This window comes from Streptomyces sp. NPDC039424, from assembly GCF_055639495.1.
The window spans coordinates 720,098-742,049 of sequence record NZ_JBVKAI010000001.1 but is presented as its reverse complement, the minus strand read 5'-3'; the positions used below and the strand labels follow the sequence as shown (position 1 = coordinate 742,049).

Below are 21,952 nucleotides of genomic sequence, written 5' to 3'. Positions count from 1 at the left end.
GCTTTCAGGCAGGCCGCCGCAGCACCACCATGCCGCGGTCCGGCAGGGTGAGCCGGTCCCCGGCCTGGATCTTGGCGTCCGCGGCGGGGGGCGTCCCGTCGGCGCGGGCCGTGTCGACGACCACCTGCCACTGCCGCCCGTGGTTGACCGGCACCACGAAGTCCAGGGACTCGGGCGAGGGGTTGAACATGAGCAGGAAGGAGTCGTCGGTGATGCGCTCCCCGCGCGCGCCGGGCTCGGAGATCGCGTTGCCGTTGAGGAACACGGTCAGCGCCGAGGCCTGCGCCGAGTCCCAGTCCCGCTGGGTCATCTCCCGGCCGTCCGGGGTGAACCAGGCGATGTCGGACAGGTCGTCGTGGGTGCCTTCCACCGGCCGCCCGTGGAAGAAGCGCCGCCGCCGGAAGACGGGGTGCTCCTTGCGCAGCCACACCAGCGCCCGCGTGAAGTCCCGCAGCTCGCTGCCGCCGCCCTCGGACCCGGGCCACTGGACCCAGGACACCTCGTTGTCCTGGCAGTAGGCGTTGTTGTTGCCGCCCTGGGTGCGCGCGAACTCGTCCCCGTGGCTGATCATGGGCACGCCCTGGGACAGCATCAGCGTCGCGATGAAGTTCCGCATCTGCCGGGCGCGCAGCGCCAGCACCCCGGGGTCGTCGCTCTCGCCCTCCGCCCCGCAGTTCCAGGACCGGTTGTGGCTCTCGCCGTCCTGGTTGTCCTCGCCGTTGGCGTCGTTGTGCTTGTCGTTGTACGACACGAGGTCGTGCAGCGTGAACCCGTCGTGGCAGGTGACGAAGTTGATCGAGGCCAGCGGGCGCCGCCCGTCGTCCTGGTAGAGGTCCGAGGAGCCGGTCAGCCGGGAGGCGAACTCCGCGAGCGCGCGCGGCTCGCCCCGCCACAGGTCCCGGACCGTGTCGCGGTACTTGCCGTTCCACTCCGTCCACAGCGGCGGGAAGTTCCCCACCTGGTAGCCGCCCTCGCCCACGTCCCACGGCTCGGCGATCAGCTTCACCTGGGAGACCACGGGGTCCTGCTGCACCAGGTCGAAGAACGACGACAGCCGGTCCACCTCGTGGAACTGCCGGGCCAGGGTCGCCGCGAGGTCGAAGCGGAACCCGTCGACATGCATCTCGGTGACCCAGTACCGCAGCGAGTCCATGATCAGCTGCAACACGTGCGGGGACCGCATGAGCAGGGAGTTCCCGGTGCCCGTGGTGTCCATGTAGTAGCGGGGGTCGTCCGCCAGGCGGTAGTACGAGGGGTTGTCGATGCCCCGGAAGGACAGCGTCGGGCCCAGGTGGTTGCCCTCCGCGGTGTGGTTGTAGACCACGTCCAGGATGACCTCGATCCCGGCCTCGTGCAGGGCCCGGACCGCCGACTTGAACTCCAGGACCTGCTGGCCGCGGTCGCCCCAGGAGGCGTACGCGTTGTGCGGGGCGAAGAAGCCGATGGTGTTGTAGCCCCAGTAGTTGTTCAGGCCCATGTCGACCAGGCGGTGATCGTTGACGAACTGGTGTACGGGCATCAGCTCCAGCGCCGTCACCCCGAGCTCCGTCAGGTGTTCGATGACCGCCGGGTGCGCGAGCCCCGCGTAGGTGCCGCGCAGCTCCTCCGGCAGACCCGGGTGGCGCATGGTCAGGCCCTTGACATGGGCCTCGTAGATCACCGTGTGGTGGTACTCGGTGCGCGGGCGCCGGTCGTCGCCCCAGTCGAAGTACGGGTTGATCACCACCGACGTCATGGTGTGCGGCGCCGAGTCCAGGTCGTTGCGGCTGTCGGGGGCGCCGAAGTGGTAGCCGTACACCTCCTCGCCCCATCGGACCGACCCGCTCACCGCCTTCGCGTACGGGTCGAGCAGCAGCTTCGCCGAGTTGCAGCGCAGGCCGCGCGCGGGGTCGTACGGTCCGTGCACCCGGAACCCGTACCGCTGTCCGGGCATGACGCCGGGCACGTACGCGTGCCGCACGAACGCGTCGCTCTCCCGCAGTTCCACCGCCGTCTCCGAGCCGTCGTCGTGCAGCAGACACAGCTCTACTCGGTTCGCGGCTTCGGTGAAGACCGCGAAGTTGGTCCCGGCGCCGTCGTACGTGGCGCCGAGCGGATACGCCTCTCCAGGCCAGACCTGCATGGATACGACTCTCCCAGGTGTGCCGCGCGGCCGGGGGTGCCTTGACCACGAGTCTCCCGGAAAGTGATGGAACCACCTGTGACTTACGCCCCTCTTACCGGGCGACCAGCGCACACGAGGGCTCGCAGAGGCCCGTGTGCCGAACCAGTGGGGCAGAAACGTACTCCCGGGACCAGGGGGAGTAGGGGGAAAGACGTGCGCGAGACAGTGCGCCGCCATCTGGGCAAGGTGGTGGCCGGCACGGCCATCGCGGTGGCCGGTACCGCCGTGATGGTCGGAATCACTCTGCCGGGGACGGCGGGGGCGAACGAGTCGGGAGGGACGAACGGCGGCGGCACTCAGGCCGCCCAGCAGTCGGGCCAGGGCCAGGACAACGGCGCCGCCCGGCCCGGCGTGGTCGAGCGGGCCCCGTCCGAGGGCGAGAAGGGCACCGGCGGCGACCCGCTCACCGACGACGAGGTCCAGCGGGTCGAGAAGATCGCGCTGAACCAGCAGGCGCTCACCTCGGGCAAGGGCGTCGACGGCGACCGGGGCCCGCAGCGCCTCACCGTCGACCTCGCCGACCCGGAGGCCGACGAGCTGGACGACCCGAACGCACCGCGACGGGCCGACGTGACGTTCTACGACTACAAGAACGACACCCTCGTCACCAAGACCGTGAACCTGGAGACCGGCAAGGTCGAGCAGACCGGCACCCAGCACGGCGTCCAGCCGCCGCTGAGCCGGGCCGAGAACGTCGAGGCGGCCAGGCTCCTGATCGCCGACCCGCTGGGCGCGGGCCTCAAGGCGGACTACAAGGACGCCACCGGACACGCACTCACCTCCCCGGACCAGCTGCTGTTCAACGGCGCGGTCTACCGGGCCACTCCGGGCGCCCAGCCCGCCGTGCTCGACAAGTGCGGCGAACACCGCTGCGTGCGCCTGTTCCCGAAGGTCAAGAACGGCCCGTGGATCGACGCCAGGTCGTTGATCATCGACCTCAGCGCCCGCAAGGTCGCCCAGCTCGACCGCGGCTGAGCCGCCCTCCGGACACGTCGTCCGTCCACCTTTCGAACCTGCACCTCCTGCGAGGGAGTCACCTCTTCATGCGCGCGAACAAAATCCGTCATGCCCGCAGCCGGGCCGCCGTGGGCCTGACCGTGGCCGCGCTGGCCGCCTGTGTCACAGCCGGCGCGGGGCCGGCCGTCGCCCAGCCGAGGGCCGCCGCGGCGGCCGCCGACTGCAGTGCCGCCTACAAGATCGAGCAGAAGCTCTCCAGCGGCACCACCTGGCGGATGTGCTGGCGTTACGACAGCAAGGCCGGTCTCGTCCTGGAGAACGTCTCCTACCAGCCCAAGGGCGAGACCGCGCCGATCAAGGTCCTCAACAGCGCCCGGCTCGCCCAGATCGACGTCCCCTACGACGACGGCAGCGTCGAGTACGACGACCTGACGGGCTTCGGCTTCGCCCAGGGCCTGGTCAACCTGGCGCCGGGCGAGTGCCCCGGCGGCACCATCAAGACCGTCAAGGTCCCCGACGCCTGGGACCCCCAGCACCCGAACGTCAACGGCCTGTGCACCACCACCCGCTCCCGCGGCCACGCCTACCGCATGCAGGGCGACAGCGCGAACAAGGTCTTCCAGGCCCAGGGCAAGGACCTGCTCGTCTACACGGTCAACCAGGTCGGCTGGTACGAGTACATGACCGAGTGGCGCTTCCAGGACGACGGCACGGTCAACATGAACGTCGGCGCCACCGGCAGCCTCTCCTACGACGACTACGACGCCGGTGACGGGCGCGGCTGGCCCATCGGCAAGGGCGCCAAGGCCTACGCCACCAGCCACAGCCACAACGTCTTCTGGCGGCTGGACTTCGGCCTCGACGGCTCCTCCAAGAACAAGGTCGAGCAGTACGACTCGGCGGTCACCGCGCCCGCCCGCGGCCAGGCCGCCCCGACCAACAAGACCACCCGCACCAAGGTCACCAAGGAACTCGCGGGCGACGCCAAGACCTACCGCTGGTGGCGGATGGTCAGCGCCACCGGCAAGAACAAGGACGGCCACGCGCGCTCGTACGAGATCGTCCCCGGCACCACCACCCGGTACCCGGGACGCAGCTTCACCAAGCACGACGTGTACTTCACCGAGTACAACAAGTGCGAGCAGTTCGCCAGCAACAACCCGGGCAACTGCCCCTCCGGGGCGGGCAAGACCGTCGACAAGTGGGTCAACGGCCAGACCCTCACCCACCCCGTCGTGTGGATGAACGTGGGCTTCCACCACATCGCCCGGGACGAGGACCAGCAGCCCATGCCGATCCACTGGCAGGGCTTCGCCATCGCTCCGCGCGACGTCACCGCCATGAACCCGCTCACTCCCGACGAGCTCGCGTGGCAGAACGGGCACTGGCGCCCGCGCAGTTGAGAAACGACCTGTCCATCCGGCTGCACCGTCGACCGCTTGCGGAGTACCCTTCCTTGATCGTTGGCACGGGAAGAGCTCGGGGGAGCGGAAGGCGGTGCACGGGTGGGCTCGGGAGGGCTGGAGCTGCCCCCTGGTGACGAGGGTCACGAGGGGAGCTCCACGGACGTCCCGCCCGGCGCGGTGTCCCTGGCGCGGCCGATGGACGCGGCGGGTTCCATCGGGCCGGAACTGGACTGGGACGCCGACGCCTGGCACGAGGTGCGCACCCGCGCCCAGCGGGCCGGCCGCGCCTACATCTGGCTGAACCTCGTCGAACAGCGGCTGCGCGCGGTGGTGGCCGCCGTCCTGCGGCCCATCTACGAACCCGTCCACGGCGACGACTGGGTGGTGGCCGCGGCCGGACCCGCCGGCCAGGAGTGGGTGCAGCGCGCGGTCGCCGTGCGCGAGGTCAGCCGCCGCAAGGGCTATCTGCTCGACCCGGCAGACGACAACGTGCTCAGCTTCCTCACGCTGCCCCAGCTGCGCGAGCTGATGGTGCAGCACTGGCCGTGCTTCGAGCCCTACTTCGACGAACGCCGGGACGTCGAGCTCGCCCTGGACGAGCTGGAGGTCACCCGCAACGTCGTCTCCCGCAACCGGGCCCTTTCCGAGGCCGTCCTGGCCCAGGCCGAGCGGGCCTCGGCCCGGCTCCTGGAGATGCTCGGCGCGGGCGGCGACGTACCGTCCGCGCGCCGGCTGCCCGTGGACGCGGTCGAGAGCCTGGTCGGCGACCGGTACGCGGACGTGGTCGCCGTGCACCCCGACCGGGTGCGGCTCATGCGCCAGTTCCCCGCCGAGGACCTCTTCGGCGGTGCCCGCCGCCTCGACGCCATCGGCATCGGCCTCAACCTGCTCGTGCAGAACTTCTCCGGACGGCGGCTGGTGCGCCTCGCGGAGACCGGCTGCCGGGTGCGGCTGCTCTTCCTCAACCCGGCCTCCAGCGCGGTGAAGCGGCGCGAGCGCGAACTGGGGATGAAACGGGGCGAACTGAGCCGCTCCGTGGAGATGAACATCCTGCACATGCGCCGGGTGCGGTCCCGGCTGCGGGACCCGGACGCCTTCGCCATCCAGGTCTACGACGAGACACCGCGCTTCACCGCCTACCTCGTGGACGGCGACGGCTCCGACGGCATCAGCGTGGTGCAGTCCTATCTGCGCGGGGCGCGGGGGATGGAGTCGCCGGTGCTGGTGCTGCGCAACGGCAGCCGGGTGGTCAAGTCGGACGACGTGGGCGAAGGCGGGCTCTTCGCGACATACCGCGAGGAATTCGAGCTGGCTTGGGCGGATTCACGACCGGTGTCCTGAACTGTCCCCGGGGGTACAGCGGAACGCGGACCTCGGATTGTCAGTGGCGCGTGCGAGGGTGGAAACCACTGAGAGACCACCGGGGGAACGCACCACCAAGAAGGGGGGCCGCCCATGGGCTGGCACCGGGAGCTGCTGATCGGCTTCGACCTGGAGACGACCGGGACGGATCCGCGCGAGGCGCGCATCGTCACGGGGGCCGTGATCGAGGTCAGGGCCGGGCAGCCGATAGGACGCCGGGAGTGGCTGGCGGATCCGGGCGTGGAGATCCCGGCCGACGCGGTGGCGGTGCACGGCATCAGCAACGAACGCGCGGCGGCCGAGGGTGAGCCGGCCGACCGGGTCGCGGACGCCATCGCGGACGTCCTCACGGGGTACTGGAAGACCGGCGTGCCGGTCGTCGCCTACAACGCGGCCTTCGACCTCACCCTGCTCTCCGCCGAACTGCGGCGCCACGGCCTGCCCTCGCTATCCGAGCGCCTCGGCGGCCTCGACCCCGCCCCGGTCCTCGACCCGTACACCATCGACCGTCAGGTCGACCGCTACCGCCGCGGCAAGCGCAACCTCGAAGCGGTCTGCACCGAGTACGGCATCGTGCTCGACGCCGCCCACGACGCCACCTCCGACGCCCTCGCCGCGGCCCGCCTGGCCTCGGCGATAGCCGACCGCCACCCCAAGATCGCGGCCCTCGGCCCGGCACTGCTGCACCAGCGCCAGATCGAGTGGTACGCGGCGTGGGCGGCGGACTTCCAGAACTTCCTGCGGGGCAAGGGTGACGCGGACGCGGTGGTCGACGGGACCTGGCCGCTCAAGGAGCCTGCGGACGAACGGGTCTGAACCCGCCCCCGGGCACGGGGACACGGCTCAGAAGGGATACCACCGCACCGTCTCGTCCCCGTCCCGCAGCGACGCCACCCGGCGCTCGAACTCGGCCAGCGCCTTGGGGTTCGCCGGGGCGTGCTGGGCGACCCAGGCGCAGCTGGCCGTCTCGCGGGCGCCGCGCAGCACCGAGCAGCCCTCCCACTCCCGTACGTCCCAGCCGTAGGCGCCGGTGAAGGAGTCGTAGGCCTCGGCGGGCAGGCCGTAGCGGTCACGGGAGAGGGCCATCACCACCAGGTCGTGCTCACGCAGGTCGGCGGAGAAGGTCTCCAGGTCGACCAGGACCGGGCCGTCGGGGCCGACGTGCACGTTGCGCGGCAGCGCGTCCCCGTGGATGGGCCCCCGCGGCAGCCGGGGCGTCAGCGCGGCGGCAGCCGCCGCGAAGCCGTCCCGCCGCTCCCGCAGATACGCCGCGTCCGCCGGGTCGATCGCGTCGCCCGCCAGCCGCAGCCAGCGCTCCACACCGCCCAGCAGCTCGCGGGGCGGCAGTGCGAAGGAGGGGGAGGGCAGTGCGTGCACGACCCGGAGCAGTTCGGCCAGATCGCGCGGCTCGGCGGGCCGTACGGGCTCGGGCAGCCGGTGCCACACGGTCACCGGGTGTCCCTCCACCAGCAGCGCCTCGGTCCCGGCCGCCCGTACCGCCGGCACGCCCGCCCCCGCCAGCCATGCCGCGATGGCGAGCTCCCGCCGCGCCCGGTCCAGCAACTCGGCGTCGCGGCCCACCTTGACGACCAGGTCACCGGCGGCGAACACCGCGTTCTCGCCCAGGGCGAGGAGCCGCGCGTCCCGGGCCGGACCCGGCAGAACTCCCGCCGCGGCCAGTACGTCCCGCGCCCGTGCCTCGTCCATCGTCCGCCTCCGTGTCCTGTCCCGATCCCGACCAGTCTCGCATTCACACAGGTAGGGCCGGGTGCGCGGTCCCTTGACGGAATACCGCGCCTTCACGACCATGAACGCGCCAACCGAGTCGCGCGAAGGGGATGATTCCGTGACATTGGTGGTGAAGGCCGGGCGGTCGCCGCATCGCGTGTCCGATCGCGGCGCCTGGTTCCTCGTCCTGCCCGCCCTGATCCCCATCCTCGTCCTGAGCGTCGGGCCGCTGCTCTACGGCATCCTGCTGGCCTTCACGGACGCCCAGTCGGGCCGCACCGAGCCCACCCGGTGGATCGGCGCCCTCAACTTCCGCGACCTGCTGCACGACACGCTGTTCTGGGAGTCGTTCCGGATCGGGCTGGTGTGGGCGGTCGGGGTGACCGTGCCGCAGTTCCTGCTGGCGCTGGGCCTCGCCCTGCTGCTCAACCAGGAGTTACGGCTGCGCTGGCTGGCCCGCGCCCTCGCCATCGTCCCCTGGGCCATGCCCGAGGTGGTGGTCGGCATCATGTGGCGGCTCGTCTACAACCCGGACGCGGGCGTCCTCAACGAGACCCTGCGCGACCTCGGCCTCGGCGACGGCCGGGACTGGCTGGGCGGGCTGGCCAGCGCCCTTCCCGCCGTGATCGTCGTCGGCGTCTGGGCCGGGATGCCGCAGACGACGGTCGCCCTGCTCGCCGGGCTGCAGAACACCCCGCGCGAACTGCACGAGGCGGCGGCGGTGGACGGCGCCGGCGCCTTACGCCGGTTTCGCACCGTCACCTGGCCCGCCCTCGGACCGGTCGCGCTCGCCATCACGGCGCTCAACCTTATCTGGAACTTCAACTCCTTCGCCCTGGTTTATGTGCTGACCAACGGCGGCCCCGGCGGCAGAACGCGGCTGCCGATGCTGTTCGCCTACGAAGAGGCCTTCCGCTACGGCCAGTTCGGCTACGCGGCGGCCATGGGATGCGTGATGGTCGCGGTGATCTCGGTGCTCCTCGCCGTCTTCCTGGTGGGCCGGCTGCGCGGAGGTGATCACGCGTGAGGACCCGCACCGGCGCCCGGGCGGGCCAGTACGCCGCCCTGCTGGCCTATCTCGCCTTCCTCGCCTTCCCCCTCCTGTGGCTGCTGTCCACCGCGTTCAAGTCCCCCCGCGAACTGGGCAGTCCGCACCCCACCTGGATCCCGCGGGACCCGACCCTGGCCAACTTCCGGCAGGCCTTCGACGAGCAGCCGCTGCTGCAGGCCGCGCTCAACTCGCTGTTCGCGGCGGCCGGGGCCGCCGTGATCGCCGTCCTGCTCGCCACCCCGATGGCATACGCCATGGCCCGGCGCCGCACCGCGCTGTCCAGGGCCGCGTCCGCGTGGGTGGTGGTCAGCCAGGCGTTCCCGTTCGTACTGGTGATCATCCCGCTGTTCCTGGTGCTGAAGAACCTGCGGCTGATCGACTCCGTGCCCGGCCTGGTGATGGTGTACGTGGTGTGGGCGCTGCCGTTCGCGCTGTGGATGCTCGTCGGATACGTGCGGGCGGTCCCGGCCGAGCTGGAGGAGGCCGCGGCGGTCGACGGGGCGGGGCGCCTGAGGACCCTGGTGTCGGTGACCGCGCCGCTGCTCGCGCCGGGAATCGTGGCGACGGGACTGTTCGCGTTCGTCACCGCGTGGAACGAGTTCTTCTTCGCGCTGGTGCTGCTGAAGACGCCGGAGAAGCAGACGCTGCCGGTCGTCCTCACCCACTTCATCGGCGCCGAGGGCGTCGCGGACCTCGGCCCGCTGGCCGCCGCGGCGTTCCTCGCCACGCTGCCCTCGCTGGTCGTCTTCGCCCTCGTCCAGCGCAGGATCACGGGCGGCATGCTCGCCGGGGCGGTGAAGAGCTGATGCGCGACCGACTCGCCACCGCCCTCGTCGCCCTCCTCCTCCTGCTGCTGGCGGGCTGCTCCTCGGGCGGCACGGACACCGGCGGCCGGATCACCCTCCGCTTCCAGTCCCTGGCCTGGCAGGAGGACTCGGTCGCCGCGACGAAGCAGCTGGTGAAGGAGTGGAACGCCACCCACCCGGACATCCGGGTCGAGTACGTCCAGGGCAGCTGGGACAGCGTCCACGACCAGCTGCTCACCTCCTTCGAGGGCGGTGAGGCCCCCGACGTCATCCACGACGCCTCCGACGACCTGGCGGACTTCGCCTACGGCGGCTACCTGGCCGACCTGACGGACCTGCTGTCCTCCCGCCTCAAGTCCGACATCCCCCGGCGCAGTTGGCGGACGGTGACCTTCGACGACGGCGTCTACGGCGTGCCGTTCCTTCAGGAGCCCCGGGTACTGATCGCCGACGCGGACCGGCTGAAGCGGTCCGGCGTGCGTATACCGACCCCCGAACGCCCCTGGAGCTGGGCCGAGTTCCGGCAGGTGACCAAGCGGCTCAGCGGCGGCGGGAAGTACGGCGTCGCCTGGCCGCTGAAGGAACCCGTCTCCGCCACCCTCAACCTGTCGCTGTCGGCGGGCGGCCGGCTCTTCCACCGGGACGCGGACGGCAAGGTGACCGTCCGCTTCGAGGCCGCCGACCAGGTGGTGCCGCGCACCGTCCACGACCAGGTCGCCACCGACCGCAGCGCACCCGGCTCGACGCTGGGCAGCGGCGGATCGGACACGCTGCCCGGCTTCTTCGGCGGCACCTACGCCATGGTCCCGCTGGGCTTCTCCTACCGGCAGCAGATCGCCCAGCAGGCGCCGAAGGGCTTCCGTTGGCAGGTGCTGCCCGCCCCGGCCGGGGCCGACGGGCTCACCCAGGGCGTCAGCCCGCAGACACTGTCCATCGCCGCCGACAGCCCCCACAAGAAGGAGGCCGCCGCGTTCGTCGACTTCCTCCTGCGGCCGCGGAACATGGTCCGGCTGGCCCTGGGGGACTGGATGCTGCCCACCGGCACCCGCGCCCTCGCCGACCCGGCCCTGCACACCGCGAAGGACGGCTGGGCCACCGGTACCGCCCTGGCCGCCCATCTCAGCCCGGCGCCCGCCCAGTCGGTCCGCGGCTACCCCGAGTGGAAGGACAAGGTGGCCACCCCGGCCTTCCAGGAGTACTACAGCGGGGCCATCGGACTCGACGAGCTGCGCCACCGGCTGGAGAAGGACGGCAACCTGGTGCTCGCCCGGTACCAGCGGTGAACGGGCGCCGTCGGACGCCGGCCGGATGACGCCAGTGGGCCCGCTGGTTCCCCCGGGATACCAACGGGCCCACGATCAGGGGCGGGATCAGACGGTCAGCCGCTCGTTCCGGTCCCGCACGGGAGCCGCCGCCGCCTCGGGCGACTCGTCGTGGGTGAGGTCCGGCAGCCGGTGCAGCCACTTCGGCAGGTACCAGTTGCGCTCACCGAGCAGCGCCATCACGGCGGGCAGCAGCACACCGCGGATGACCGTCGCGTCGATCAGCACGGCGGCGGCGAGACCCACGCCCATCTGCTTCATGGACTGCATGGACAGCGTGCCGAAGATCGCGAACACGGCGACCATGATGACGGCGGCGCTGGTGACGACCCCGGCCGTGGTGACCACGCCGTGCTGGATCGCGTCCTTCGTGCTCCGGCCGCGCAGCCGGGCCTCGCGGATCCGGGAGACCACGAACACGTGGTAGTCCATGGACAGGCCGAACAGGATCACGAAGAGGAACAGCGGCAGCCAGGTGACGATGGCCCCGACGCCCTCCGCGCCCACCAGCGAGGCGCCCCAGCCGTGCTGGAAGACCGCGACCAGGATGCCGTAGGCCGCGCCCACCGACAGCAGGTTCAGCACGATCGAGGTGATCGCCACGGTCAGCGAGCGGAACGACAGCAGCATCAGCAGGAAGGCGAAGACGACCACGAACGCGAAGACCGGGACGACGGACCCGAGGAGCTGGTCGTTGAAGTCGTGGTTGCCCGCGACCTGTCCGGTGATCGGTGCCTCGACGCCGTCGAGCTCGCCGAGGGTGGCCGGGCGCACCTCGTCGCGCAGCTTCTCCAGGCTCGCTCCCGCCTTGTCCTGGTCGGAGCCGCCGACCAGCGGGACGTAGACGAAGGCGATGTTCTGCGCGTCGTGCAGCTTGATCTCGACCGGGCCGCGCGAGGCGCCCGAGCTGATCGCCCGTTCCTTGAACCGCGCGAGCGCGTCCTTCACCTCGGGAGCGTTGATGTCCTTCGCCTTGACGATCACCTCGGCCGGCTCCGAGCCGCCCGGGAAGGCGTCGTTGACCCGGTTGTACGTCTGCACGATGGGCAGCGAGTCGCCGAACTCCTGGTCCAGGGTGAGGTTCTGGGTCTTCATGCCCAGCGCGGGAGCCGTGACCGCCAGCAGCGCGCCCGCCGCGACCACGACGGAGAGGACCGGCTTGGCCAGGACGCCGCGCAGGACCGCGGTCCAGAACCGGCTCTCCCCGTTGCCCTTGCCGCCTCGACGACGCCGGCCGAGGAAGGGGAGGCGGCCCTTCTCCACCCGCTCGCCGAGCAGCGACAGCAGCGCGGGCAGTACGGTGACCGACCCGACCATGGCGACCGCGACGACCATCAGCGAGGCGAGGCCCATCGCCTCGAACGAGGTGAGACCGGTGAAGAGCATGCCCGCCATGGCCACGCACACCGTGACACCGGAGACGACGATCGCCCGGCCGCTGGTGGCGGCGGCGATCCTGAGAGCCGTCTGCGGGTCGCGGCCCGCTTCGCGCTCCTCGCGCTCACGGCGCAGGTAGAACAGGCAGTAGTCGACGCCGACCGCCATGCCGACCAGCAGCATCACGGAGTTGGCGGTGTCGCTCATCGGCTGCACATGGCTGACGATGCCCATCAGGCCCATCGTCGCCATGATCGCGGTGATCGCCAGGGCCACCGGCAGCAGCGCCGCGACCAGCGCGCCGAAGGCGATGAGCAGAATGCCGAGGGCCACCGGCACCGCCGAGTACTCGGCCTGCTGGAAGTCGTCCCCGAAGGCGTCGCTGAACGTCTTCATCATGCTGGCGCCGCCGATCTCCTCGATCCGCAGCGACGTGTGGTCCTTCTGGACGCCCTCCACGGCCTTCATGACGGGCTCCACCCGGTCACCGGCGGTGTCGGAGTCGCCGCGCATGTCGAACTGCACCAGCGCGCTGCGGCCGTCCTTGGAGACGGTCCCCGTGTCGTACGGCGACGTCACGTCCGTGACCTTGCCGGTCGCGTCCACCGCCTCGACCACGTCGGCGACCGTGGCCCGGAACTCCGCGTCGGTGGCCTTGGCCCGGCCGTCCCTGGCCTGGATCAGGACCGTCTCGCCGGCGGGCTCCTCGATCCCGGCGTCCTTGATGATCCTGGCGGCGGTGTGCGTCTCTCCCTTGAGCTGGTCGCTCTCGTCGACGTCGACCCGGCCCGCCGCCGAACCGAGTCCCATCGCCAGGACGACGAACAGCACCCATATGCCGACGGCCGCCCAGCGGTGCCGGGCGCTCCAGCCGCCGGCGCGGGCTGCCAGACCCCGCACCCGCGTGTCTCCGTTCCCCATGACGGGCTTTCCCCCTTGTTCCGCTCCGTACGTGCGTTCGTTACGAAGGTATGGGCCGGATAAGGGCATCTCGTCGTACTGCCCGGTGAAGTACGAGGCCGTTCTCTCACCGCTGGGGAGGATGTTGGCCCCTTACATCTACCGGCGGTTCTAGGGGGCGGCGTTCAGGGTGTCCGTTCCGTCGGCAGAGATCCCGGTTGTGATGACGAAAGCTTGTTGAACAAGTCACAGGTGCGTGTAGAGGTTGATCCGCCCCCGCCCCATCGGCCAGAGTTCCGTGCAGCCCGGCCACGGGCGCGGCCGTCGTGCCCACCCCCACGGGGCACGACGGCCGCTCTATGGTGTCCGCATGACGACGTACGCGGCGCTGCTGCGCGGAATCAACGTGGGCGGCGCGAAGAAGCTCCCGATGGCCGAGCTGCGGCAGCTGATGACGGGCCTCGGCCACGACGGCGTCCGCACCCATCTGCAGAGCGGCCAGGCCGTCTTCACCACCGGCCGCGGTGACGAGGAGTCCCTGGCCGCCGAGCTCGCCCGGGCGATCGAGGAACGCTTCGGCTTCCGAGTCGACGTGATCGTGCGCGGCCACGCCTATCTGAAGGCGGTCGCCGAGGCCTGCCCCTTCCCGGCCGCCGGCCTGGAGGCCAGACAGCTCCACGTCACGTACTTCTCCCAGCCCGTAACCGCCGAGCGCTTCGCGGAGATCGACCCGGCCGCCTACCTCCCCGAGGAGTTCCGCCTCGGCGACCGCGCGCTGTACCTGTACGCCCCCGACGGACTGGGCCGCTCCAAACTCGCCGAGCACCTCGGCAAGCCGCGCGTCAACAAGGGGCTCACCGCCACCACCCGCAACTGGAACACCGTCATGAAGCTGGTGGAGCTCACGGCCGGGGAAGGGTGACCTCGCGCGGGCCCAGGAAGGGAGCGTGGGAGAGGATCTCGCGCGGCACGGTGAGCCGGGGGTCCGCGTACAGACGGCGGAGCTCCTCGGGGGAGCGGGCCGTGGCCACGGCGTCGACCAGGGCGAGGTCGTCCTCGCCGAGCGAGTCGTAGCTCTGCGTGCCGGCCAGCCCCCAGCCGTCCCAGGGCAGCGGCTCGACGCCATGGAGCGCCGCGAGGTCCAGCACGACACTGTTGAGCACGAGCCACCTCCCCCGCAGGCCCGGGTCGATCCAGACGCCGAACGTCTCCGGGTCGGCCGCTCCCGACCGGCAGGCCCGCCACGCCTCGCCCGCGACGAGGAACCGGTCCCGCGGGACGTCCAGCGGGTCGAAGGGCACGTCGTAGAAGCCGGTGTACACCTGCGGGTCGGCCAACCGCCAGGAGCCGTCCGGGAGCCGGTACTCGCTCACCCAGTGGTCGTCGTGGAAGCCCTCGACGAAGTAGGTGGCGTAACCGCCGCGCAGGCGGGCCGGTGTCCCCGTGGCCCGCAGCAGCGAGCACAGCAGCAGCGCGTAGTCCCGGCAGGTGCCGACGAACCGCTCGTCCCAGGACCGCTCCTCGGTGAGCGGTGCGTCCTTGCGGGCGCGCAGGATCCGCAGCAGCTCGGTGACGTACCGGGACTCGGCGTCGTGGTGCAGCCGCTCCCGGGGGATGTCGTGTCCGAGGCGCTCACCCTCCAGCCGATGGAGGATCAGGCCGCGTACCAGCGCGGTGAGTTCACGCGGATCACGCGGCAGGGCGGTGACGTCCAGGTCTCCGGGATCGCTGTACGGCGTCTGCCGCAGGTAGGTGTCGTCCATGCCCCGGACCCTCGTCCTTGCCCCGGGGGCAAGGTCAACCCCGCCCGTGTGCCAGGCTCGTCCGCATGCGTTACATCATCATCGGGGCAGGGGCGGTCGGCGGCACCGTCGGGGGGCGGCTGGCCCAGGCCGGTCACGAGGTCGTGCTGGTCGCGCGGGGCGCGCACCGGGCGGCGCTCGACGAGGGCGGGCTGCGGCTGAGAGTGCCGGAGGGCGAGCTGACGTACCGGCTGCCCGTGGTCGACGGACCGGAGCCGCTCGGCGCGCTGCGCGCCGACGACGTGCTGGTGCTGGCGGTGAAGACGCAGGACAGCACGGAGGCCCTGGAGACCTGGGGTCCGGTGCCGGTCGAGGGCGGCGGTACGGCGGCCGAGCGGCTGCCGCTGCTGTGCGCGCAGAACGGCGTGGAGGGCCAGCGCCTGGCCCTGCGCCGGTTCCGGCACGTGTACGGCGTCTGCGTCTGGCTGCCCTCCACCTTCGTCGAGCCGGGCACCGTCTCCGCCGCCGGATCCCCGCTCACCGGCATGCTGCACCTCGGCCGGTATCCGCACGGCACCGACGACCGCCTCCGGCGGATCGCCGCCGACCTGGCCGAGTCCCGCTTCGAGGCCCCGGTGGTCGAGGACGTGACACGGTGGCAGTACGCCAAGCTGCTCGGCAACCTCGGCAACGCGATCGAGGCGGTCAGCGGGCCCATCGACAGCGACGCCGGCCGGGCGCTGTACGCCCGGGTGCGAGCCGAGGGCGAGGCCGTGCTCGACGCGGCCAAGATCCCGTACGCGAGCACCGAGGAACAGGCGGCGGCCCGCGGCGACAAGATCACCCTCGTCCCCGTCGACGGCGCCCCGCGCGGCGGCGGCTCCTCCTGGCAGTCCCTCACCCGCGGCACCGGCACCATCGAGGCCGACTACCTCAACGGCGAGATCGTCCTCCTCGGCCGCCTGCACGGCATACCGACCCCGCTGAACGAACTGCTGCAGCGGCTCGCCAACCGCTTCGCCCGGGAGCGCAGACCGGCCGGATCGATGCCGCTCGAAGAACTGGCCCGGCTGGCCGACGCGGACACCTCGGACACGGACGGCTGAATGGACCAAAGAAAGAGTGATCGATTGGGTCCGGGCACTGCGCCGATCGAGGGCTAGCGTCGTGGCATGACGCATTCCGAGACCGATCACACCGGCGCGTCCGTCCGCATCGACTTCGCCTTCGACGCCGCCTGCCCCTTCGCCTGGATCACCTCCCGCTGGCTGCTGGAGGTCGAGCGTCTGCGCCCGCTCGACCTCCGCTTCCATGCCATGAGCCTGTATCTGCACAACCTCGGCAACGAACTGCCGCACTGGTACCGGGACCTGGTCGACCGGTCGATCGGCCCGGCCCGGGTCGCCGTGGCCGCCGCCGAACGGCACGGCGAGAAGGTGCTGCGCGACCTGTACACCGCCTTCGGCACCCGCGTCCACGAGCGCGGCGTGCAGGACTTCGACGTGGTGATCGCCGAGTCCCTCGCCGAACTCGGGCTTCCGGCCGACCTGGCGGCCACCGCGCACGACGCGTCGTACGACGAAGCGGTGCGCCGCGGCCACGAGGCCTGGACCGAGCCGGACTCGGGAGGCTACGTGGGCACGCCCACCCTCCATGTCGACGGCACGGCGTGGTTCGGACCGGTGCTGCGCGCCGTCCCGCGCGGGGAGGCGGCGGCCGGGCTCTTCGACAGCTTCCGGGTCCTGGCCGCACACCCCGATTTCTTCGAGCTCAAGCGCACCCGAACGGGGTCACTGTCCTTCGACTGACATCCCTCAGTTGACGCTGCCTCATTGACGGTGACTCGTCAATGCTCCTACCTTTCCCGGGTCGGCACACGCTTCCCATCCGGGAGAGATATATGCCAGCACACTCAAATCCCGCCTTACTGGCCCTGGTTTCCGCCGTTGCGCTCCTCGGGGCCCAGCCACTCACGGCTACGGCCCAAGAGGCCATTACCTCCGATGTATACGTCTCGCCTGTCGGCAACGACCACGCCGACGGCACCGCCCGGCACCCCGTCCGCACCCTCCGGCACGCCCGCGACCTGGTCCGCGCCAGGGTCGCGGACCTGCGCGGCGACCTCACCGTCCACCTCGCGCCCGGAACGTACCGGCAGACCGGGCCGCTGGTGCTCGACGCCCGCGACTCGGGCACCAACGGCCACCGGGTCGTCTGGCAGGGCGACGGCGAGCGCACGGTCGTCAGCGGCGGTCGCCGGGTCACCGGCTGGCACCGGGTCCCGGGCCGCACGGGAGTGTGGTCCGCACCCGCACCCCAAGGGCTCACCGACACACGGCAGTTGTACGTCGACGGGGTACGCGCCCAGCGGGCCCGCGGCGCCGTGCCGGTGACCCTCACCCAGACCGCGACCGGCTACACCGCCTCCGCCGGCACGATCGCCCACTGGAAGCACCCCACGGACGCCGAGTTCGTGTACACCAGCGGCGAGGCCCTGTGGAACGTCGAGCGCAACGGCCTGGGCCAGTGGACCGAGCCGCGCTGCCGGATCGCCGCCGCCGAGGGCACCACCCTCACCATGGCCCAGCCCTGCTGGGACAACTCCAACAAGCGGGTCGAGTTCCCCGACATCCCCGGCCGCACGGTCAGCATGGTCGGCCCCGGCCATCTCACCAACGGCGGCAAGCCCTCGTACGTCGAGAACGCCCACGAACTCCTCGACCAGCCCGGCGAGTGGTACCTCGACCGGAGCGCGCGGACGGTCTACTACCTGCCCCGCGAGGGGGAGGACCTCGCCCGCGCCGACGTGGAGGCAGCCGCCGCCCAGAAGCTGGTCGACGGACGCGGCAGCGCCGACGCGCCCGTCCACGACATCGCCTTCCGCGGACTGCGGTTCAGCTACGCCACCTGGCTGACCCCGTCGAGCCCCGAGGGCTTCTCCGAGATCCAGGCCGGCTACACCGTCACCGGCGAGCGGGGCTGGGCCACACAGGGCCTGTGCCAGTACGTCGACGGCGGCACGTGTCCCTTCGCGTCCTGGACGAAGATGCCGGGCAACGTCTCCTTCGCGTACGGGCGGCGCATCGAGTTCAGCGACGACGTCTTCGCCCACCTCGGCGCCGCCGGGCTCGACCTGGGCACCGGCTCCGAGGACTCCACCGTCAGCGGCAGCGTCTTCACCGACATCTCCGGCAACGGACTCCAGATCGGCGGGGTGGACGGGCGGACACCCGCCTCCGGCGTCCAGGTGACGAACAACCACCTCTACGGACTGCCCCGCGAGTACCACGGCGGCGTCGCCGTCCTGGGCGGCTACACCCGGCACACCACCATCGCCCACAACCAGATCGACCACGTCGGCTACAGCGCCGTGTCGATGGGCTGGGGCGGCTGGCCCGACAAGATCGGCGACCCGGCGACCCCGAACCCCAGCCACGACAACACCGTCCGCGAGAACCTGATCTTCGACTACCTGCAGATGCTCGACGACGGTGGCGGCATCTACACCCAGGGCCTGACCGGCACCTCCATGGCCGACGGCGAGAAGGTCACCGGCAACGTCATCCACGACCAGTGGGGCCTCGGCAAGAACGTCTACACCGACAACGGCTGCACCTACGAGACCGTCCAGGGCAACGTCCTCTACCGCGCCTCCTACGCCAACGTCGCCTCCCGCCACACCGACTACCGCGACGACCTCGGCAACAACGACCCGACCCTGGTCAAGGACAACTGGTGGGAGGAGGGCACCGCCGACGGCGACAACAAGGGCCTGGTGACCACCGGCAACAAGATCATGACGGCACCGTCCGACGTGCCCTCCGCCGTACTGGACGACGCGGGACTCCAGCCGCCCTACCGGGCCCTGCTGAACCGCCCCGTCGGCGCCCCGTCCGTCCCCGAGGCGCCCTCCCGGGTCGGCACCGCCACTGCGGGCCCGGACGCGCTGTACGTCACCTTCAACCCGACGTTCGCGGACGGCGGTTCGCCGGTGACCTCGTACACCGCACGCGCCTACGACGCGACCGGCGGGCAGGTCGGCGAACAGACCGTCGGCGCCGCCGGGTTCCGGCGTACCGCGCTGGTCCGCGTCGGCGGGCTGCCGTCGTCCGGCGGGCCGTTCACCGTGACGGTCACCGCGGGCAACGCCCACGGCGAGAGCGCCCCGTCCCTCGCGTCCGCGCCGCTCACCCCGGCCGCCGCGCACGTCCTCCCGGGCGCGCCGACGAGCCCCAAGCTGCGTACGGCGGCCACCCGGGCCACCCTCGCCTGGACCCCGCCCACCACGACCGGCGACGCCAAGGTCGTCGGCTACCGGGTGACCGTCTCCGACGGCCGCGACCCGGTCGACGTCACCGGCCGGGACGTCCTGGTCACCCAGCCCTCCGCCAAGGGCATGTTCCGGGTGATCGGCGCACTGCGGCCCGGCACCTCGTACACGGTGACCGTCGCGGCGGTGACGGCGGCGGGCACCGGGCCCGCGGCCGAGGTCACCGCCACCACCCCCGCCACGTAGGTTCCCGGCACCCGGATCCCCGGCACTGTGACACATCCGCCGCAAGAAACGCAGAACCAAGTGCCGGGCACGGCAAGAAGGTTCGGGAGAGAGCCGGACGCCGTGCACCGGCTCGCGGTCGTCCGCGAACCGGCGTCACAGGGGAATGTCGGACCGCGGGCGACCGCACGACCCGTGCCCGGCCACCGCCGCCTCAGGCGCCCAGCACCGACAGCACCGGAACCCGCGCCGCGTCGTACCGCTCCAGCAGCACCCGCGCCACCTCCGGCGCGGGGCCGAGGACATCGGCCAGGACGTCCGCACCGGCCGCGCCCCGCGCGATGCGGTCCGGCAGGAAGCCCGGGGCAAGGACGTACGGCGCGACCGCGACCCGACGGCAGCCGAGGGCGCGCAGCTCCCGCACCGCGTCCTGCGTGCGGGGAAGGGATGCGGAGGCGAACGCAGGCCGCACGGCGCACCAACCGGTGTGCCGCCACTCCCGCGCGATGTCAGCGATCACTGCGATCGCCTCCGGGTCGGAGGACCCCGCCGAGGCCAGCACGACCCCGGTCGAGGACTTGTCGGCGGGCGTCAACCCCGCCTCGTACAAACGGCGTTCCAGCGCCGACAGCAGCAGCGGGGAGGGGCCCAGCACCTCCGCCTGCCGGATCCGCAGCCGCGGCGGCGCATCCCGCAGGACCGCCGGGATGTCCGCCTTCGCATGGAAGGCGCGGGTCAGCAGCAGCGGCAGCGCCACCACGTCCCGCACGCCCCGAGCCGCCAGGGACTCCAGCACCCCGTGCACGGAGGGGACGTTGAAGTCCAGGAACCCGGTCTCCACCCGCAGCCCCGGCCGCAGCGACCGTACCCGCCGCACCAGGGCGTGCACGGCCCGGGCGTGCCGCGGGTCGCGGCTGCCGTGGGCGATGACGAGAAGGACCGGGTCACGCATGGCGGTTCAGCTCTTCACCAGCAGGCCGCGGCTGCGCAGCACCCACCGCTCCAGCGGGCTGAAGATCAGCAGGTCGATGGCGATGCCGACGAACAGGATCAGGAAGATGGCCTCGAACACCATGGCCATGGAACTGGCGTTGCGGCCGTTCTCCAGCAGTGCCCCCAGGCCGATGCCCAGGTCGGGGGAGGAGGCGATGATCTCCGCCGCCATCAGCGAGCGCCAGGAGAAGGCCCAGCCCTGCTTCAGCCCCGCCAGATAGCCCGGCAGCGAGGCCGGCAGCACGATGTGCCACGCGCCCTTCAGACCCGTCGCGCCCATCGTGCGCCCCGCCCGCAGGAACAGCGGCGGCACCTGGTCGATGCCGGACACCAGGCCGTTCGCGATGGACGGGACCGCCCCGAGCAGGATCACCGCGTACATCATCGAGTTGTTCAGGCCCAGCCAGATCACGGCCGGCGGCACCCATGCCACGGACGGCAGCGACTGCAGGCCGGACAGGACCGGGCCGATGGCCGCGCGCACGAACCTCACCCGCGCCACCAGCAGACCCAGCGGGGTACCGATGGCCAGCGCGAACAGGAAGCCCAGCAGACCGCGCGAGACGCTGGTCCAGATGTAGTCGAGCAGCTTGCCTTCCAGCCAGGCGTCCTTGAACTCGCCCCCCACGTCGGCGGGGGAGGGCAGCTTCGTCGGATCGTCGACGATCTTGAACGAGATCAGGGCCTGCCAGATGACCAGGACCACCACGGTGGCCAGCAGCGGCGGCAGGATCTTGCTGGTGAAGGTCTGCCGGAACGGCACGCGGCCGGTGGCGGTGACCTCCAGGGCGTCCAGGCCCGCCTCGACGCTCCCCGCGTCCGCGACGCTCTTCGTCTCAGTGCTGGCCATGGCGGCGGATCTCCCCACGCAGGACTTCGGTGATCTCGATGGACAGTTCGGCGACCGGCGCGTCCTCGATGCGCCGCGGCTGCGGGATGCCCACCTGCCACTCGCGGGCCACCCGGCCCGGGCGGGACGACAGCAGGACGACCCGCTGGGCGAGTCGCACCGCCTCGCGCACGTTGTGCGTGACGAACAGCACCGACAGCCCCGTCTCCTCCCAGATCCGGGTCAGCTCGTCGTGCAGCAGGTCACGGGTGATCGCGTCCAGCGCCGCGAACGGCTCGTCCATCAGCAGCAGCTGACTGTCCTGCGCCAGCGCGCGGGCCAGGGCCACACGCTGGCGCATACCGCCGGACAGCTCGTGCACACGCTTGCCGTACGAGCCCTTCAGCCGGACGAGTTCGAGCAGCTCCTCGGCCTTGCCGCGCCGCTCGTTCTTCGCCACGCCCCCGAGCTTCAGGGCGAGTTCGATGTTCTTGCCCGCGGTCAGCCACGGGAACAGGGCGTGCTCCTGGAACATCAGGGCGGGGCGCCCGTTGGTCCGGATCGTGCCGGCGGACGGGGCGTCGAGCCCCGCCACCAGGTTCAGCAGGGTGGACTTGCCGCAGCCCGAGGCCCCCAGGAGGGTGACGAACTCGCCGGGCGCGACATCCAGCGTGATGTCGTCGAGGACGAGTTGCTGCCCGGCGGGCCCGGCGAAGGACTTCGAGACGTGCTCGATGCGGGCGGCGTACTCGACTGCCTCGGCGTCATCGGCCTTGGCGAGGGCGGTTGCCATGGTCGTCACCTCCTGGGAACTCTCGGA

The 21,952-nt window shown here is 71.5% G+C and carries 18 protein-coding genes; 11 read left to right on the top strand and 7 right to left on the bottom strand.

Annotated features, from left to right (window positions below; genetic code table 11):
- Window positions 1–4 precede the first annotated feature (4 nt).
- Complete coding sequence (gene glgX / locus ACZ7L0_RS03430) at window positions 5–2,122, bottom strand: glycogen debranching protein GlgX (protein WP_471240696.1); 2,118 nt, start codon at window positions 2,120–2,122, stop codon at window positions 5–7.
- A gap of 195 nt (window positions 2,123–2,317) precedes the next feature.
- Here glgX and ACZ7L0_RS03425 point away from each other — a divergent pair, with 195 nt between their 5' ends.
- The 4 genes from ACZ7L0_RS03425 (at window position 2,318) to ACZ7L0_RS03410 (ending at window position 6,705) form a co-directional block, all read left to right on the top strand.
- Window positions 2,318–3,139 (top strand): Tat pathway signal sequence domain protein, encoded by an 822-nt coding sequence (locus ACZ7L0_RS03425; RefSeq protein WP_471240695.1) that lies wholly within the window; start codon window positions 2,318–2,320, stop codon window positions 3,137–3,139.
- 68 nt (window positions 3,140–3,207) lie between these two features.
- Window positions 3,208–4,524: a copper amine oxidase gene (locus ACZ7L0_RS03420; RefSeq protein ID WP_471240694.1), complete on the top strand. Its 1,317-nt coding sequence runs from the start codon at window positions 3,208–3,210 to the stop codon at window positions 4,522–4,524.
- 102 nt (window positions 4,525–4,626) lie between these two features.
- Window positions 4,627–5,868: an SAV2148 family HEPN domain-containing protein gene (locus tag ACZ7L0_RS03415; protein WP_471240693.1), complete on the top strand. Its 1,242-nt coding sequence runs from the start codon at window positions 4,627–4,629 to the stop codon at window positions 5,866–5,868.
- A 114-nt stretch (window positions 5,869–5,982) separates the two neighbouring features.
- On the top strand, window positions 5,983–6,705 hold the full coding sequence (locus tag ACZ7L0_RS03410) for an exonuclease domain-containing protein (RefSeq protein ID WP_471240692.1): 723 nt from the start codon (window positions 5,983–5,985) through the stop codon (window positions 6,703–6,705).
- A 27-nt stretch (window positions 6,706–6,732) separates the two neighbouring features.
- On the opposite strand, the gene ACZ7L0_RS03405 is transcribed toward ACZ7L0_RS03410, so the two are convergent.
- The gene (locus ACZ7L0_RS03405) at window positions 6,733–7,596 is read right to left on the bottom strand and encodes a phosphotransferase enzyme family protein (RefSeq protein WP_471240691.1); all 864 of its coding nucleotides are present in this window, start codon (window positions 7,594–7,596) and stop codon (window positions 6,733–6,735) included.
- Between the two features lie 100 nt (window positions 7,597–7,696).
- Here ACZ7L0_RS03405 and ACZ7L0_RS03400 point away from each other — a divergent pair, with 100 nt between their 5' ends.
- From ACZ7L0_RS03400 to ACZ7L0_RS03390, 3 genes are read left to right on the top strand one after another with little or no spacing between them, the layout of a single operon-like run.
- A complete protein-coding gene (locus tag ACZ7L0_RS03400; RefSeq protein WP_471240690.1) occupies window positions 7,697–8,644 on the top strand; it encodes a carbohydrate ABC transporter permease in 948 nt (315 codons plus the stop codon).
- On the top strand, window positions 8,641–9,474 hold the full coding sequence (locus ACZ7L0_RS03395; protein ID WP_471240689.1) for a carbohydrate ABC transporter permease: 834 nt from the start codon (window positions 8,641–8,643) through the stop codon (window positions 9,472–9,474). The genes ACZ7L0_RS03400 and ACZ7L0_RS03395 overlap by 4 nt, the downstream gene beginning before the upstream one ends.
- Window positions 9,474–10,757: an ABC transporter substrate-binding protein gene (locus ACZ7L0_RS03390; RefSeq protein ID WP_471240688.1), complete on the top strand. Its 1,284-nt coding sequence runs from the start codon at window positions 9,474–9,476 to the stop codon at window positions 10,755–10,757. The genes ACZ7L0_RS03395 and ACZ7L0_RS03390 overlap by 1 nt, the downstream gene beginning before the upstream one ends.
- A gap of 87 nt (window positions 10,758–10,844) precedes the next feature.
- Here ACZ7L0_RS03390 and ACZ7L0_RS03385 read toward each other — a convergent pair whose 3' ends face one another.
- The gene (locus tag ACZ7L0_RS03385) at window positions 10,845–13,094 is read right to left on the bottom strand and encodes an MMPL family transporter (RefSeq protein WP_471240687.1); all 2,250 of its coding nucleotides are present in this window, start codon (window positions 13,092–13,094) and stop codon (window positions 10,845–10,847) included.
- A 349-nt stretch (window positions 13,095–13,443) separates the two neighbouring features.
- Between ACZ7L0_RS03385 and ACZ7L0_RS03380 the strand changes: the two genes are divergently transcribed.
- Window positions 13,444–13,995, top strand: a complete 552-nt coding sequence (locus ACZ7L0_RS03380) for a DUF1697 domain-containing protein (RefSeq protein WP_471240686.1) — start codon at window positions 13,444–13,446, stop codon at window positions 13,993–13,995.
- Here ACZ7L0_RS03380 and ACZ7L0_RS03375 read toward each other — a convergent pair.
- Window positions 13,976–14,836: a transglutaminase-like domain-containing protein gene (locus ACZ7L0_RS03375; RefSeq protein ID WP_471240685.1), complete on the bottom strand. Its 861-nt coding sequence runs from the start codon at window positions 14,834–14,836 to the stop codon at window positions 13,976–13,978. The two genes, ACZ7L0_RS03380 and ACZ7L0_RS03375, sit on opposite strands and share 20 nt — an antisense overlap.
- Before the next feature lie 65 nt (window positions 14,837–14,901).
- Between ACZ7L0_RS03375 and ACZ7L0_RS03370 the strand changes: the two genes are divergently transcribed.
- From ACZ7L0_RS03370 to ACZ7L0_RS03360, 3 genes are all read left to right on the top strand, one after another.
- A complete protein-coding gene (locus ACZ7L0_RS03370) occupies window positions 14,902–15,921 on the top strand; it encodes a ketopantoate reductase family protein (RefSeq protein WP_471240684.1) in 1,020 nt (339 codons plus the stop codon).
- Between the two features lie 66 nt (window positions 15,922–15,987).
- Window positions 15,988–16,623, top strand: a complete 636-nt coding sequence (locus ACZ7L0_RS03365) for a mycothiol-dependent nitroreductase Rv2466c family protein (protein WP_471240683.1) — start codon at window positions 15,988–15,990, stop codon at window positions 16,621–16,623.
- Between the two features lie 92 nt (window positions 16,624–16,715).
- Window positions 16,716–19,331, top strand: a complete 2,616-nt coding sequence (locus tag ACZ7L0_RS03360) for a fibronectin type III domain-containing protein (protein ID WP_471240682.1) — start codon at window positions 16,716–16,718, stop codon at window positions 19,329–19,331.
- Between the two features lie 193 nt (window positions 19,332–19,524).
- Here ACZ7L0_RS03360 and ACZ7L0_RS03355 read toward each other — a convergent pair whose 3' ends face one another.
- The 3 genes from ACZ7L0_RS03355 to ACZ7L0_RS03345 are packed head-to-tail and all read right to left on the bottom strand — an operon-like array spanning window position 19,525 to window position 21,925.
- Window positions 19,525–20,262 carry a sirohydrochlorin chelatase gene (locus ACZ7L0_RS03355; RefSeq protein ID WP_471240681.1) on the bottom strand — a complete coding sequence of 246 codons (738 nt, stop codon included), beginning with the start codon at window positions 20,260–20,262 and terminating at the stop codon, window positions 19,525–19,527.
- A 6-nt stretch (window positions 20,263–20,268) separates the two neighbouring features.
- On the bottom strand, window positions 20,269–21,153 hold the full coding sequence (locus ACZ7L0_RS03350; protein ID WP_471240680.1) for an ABC transporter permease: 885 nt from the start codon (window positions 21,151–21,153) through the stop codon (window positions 20,269–20,271).
- Window positions 21,140–21,925 (bottom strand): ABC transporter ATP-binding protein, encoded by a 786-nt coding sequence (locus tag ACZ7L0_RS03345; RefSeq protein ID WP_471240679.1) that lies wholly within the window; start codon window positions 21,923–21,925, stop codon window positions 21,140–21,142. The genes ACZ7L0_RS03350 and ACZ7L0_RS03345 overlap by 14 nt, the downstream gene beginning before the upstream one ends.
- Window positions 21,926–21,952 lie beyond the last annotated feature (27 nt).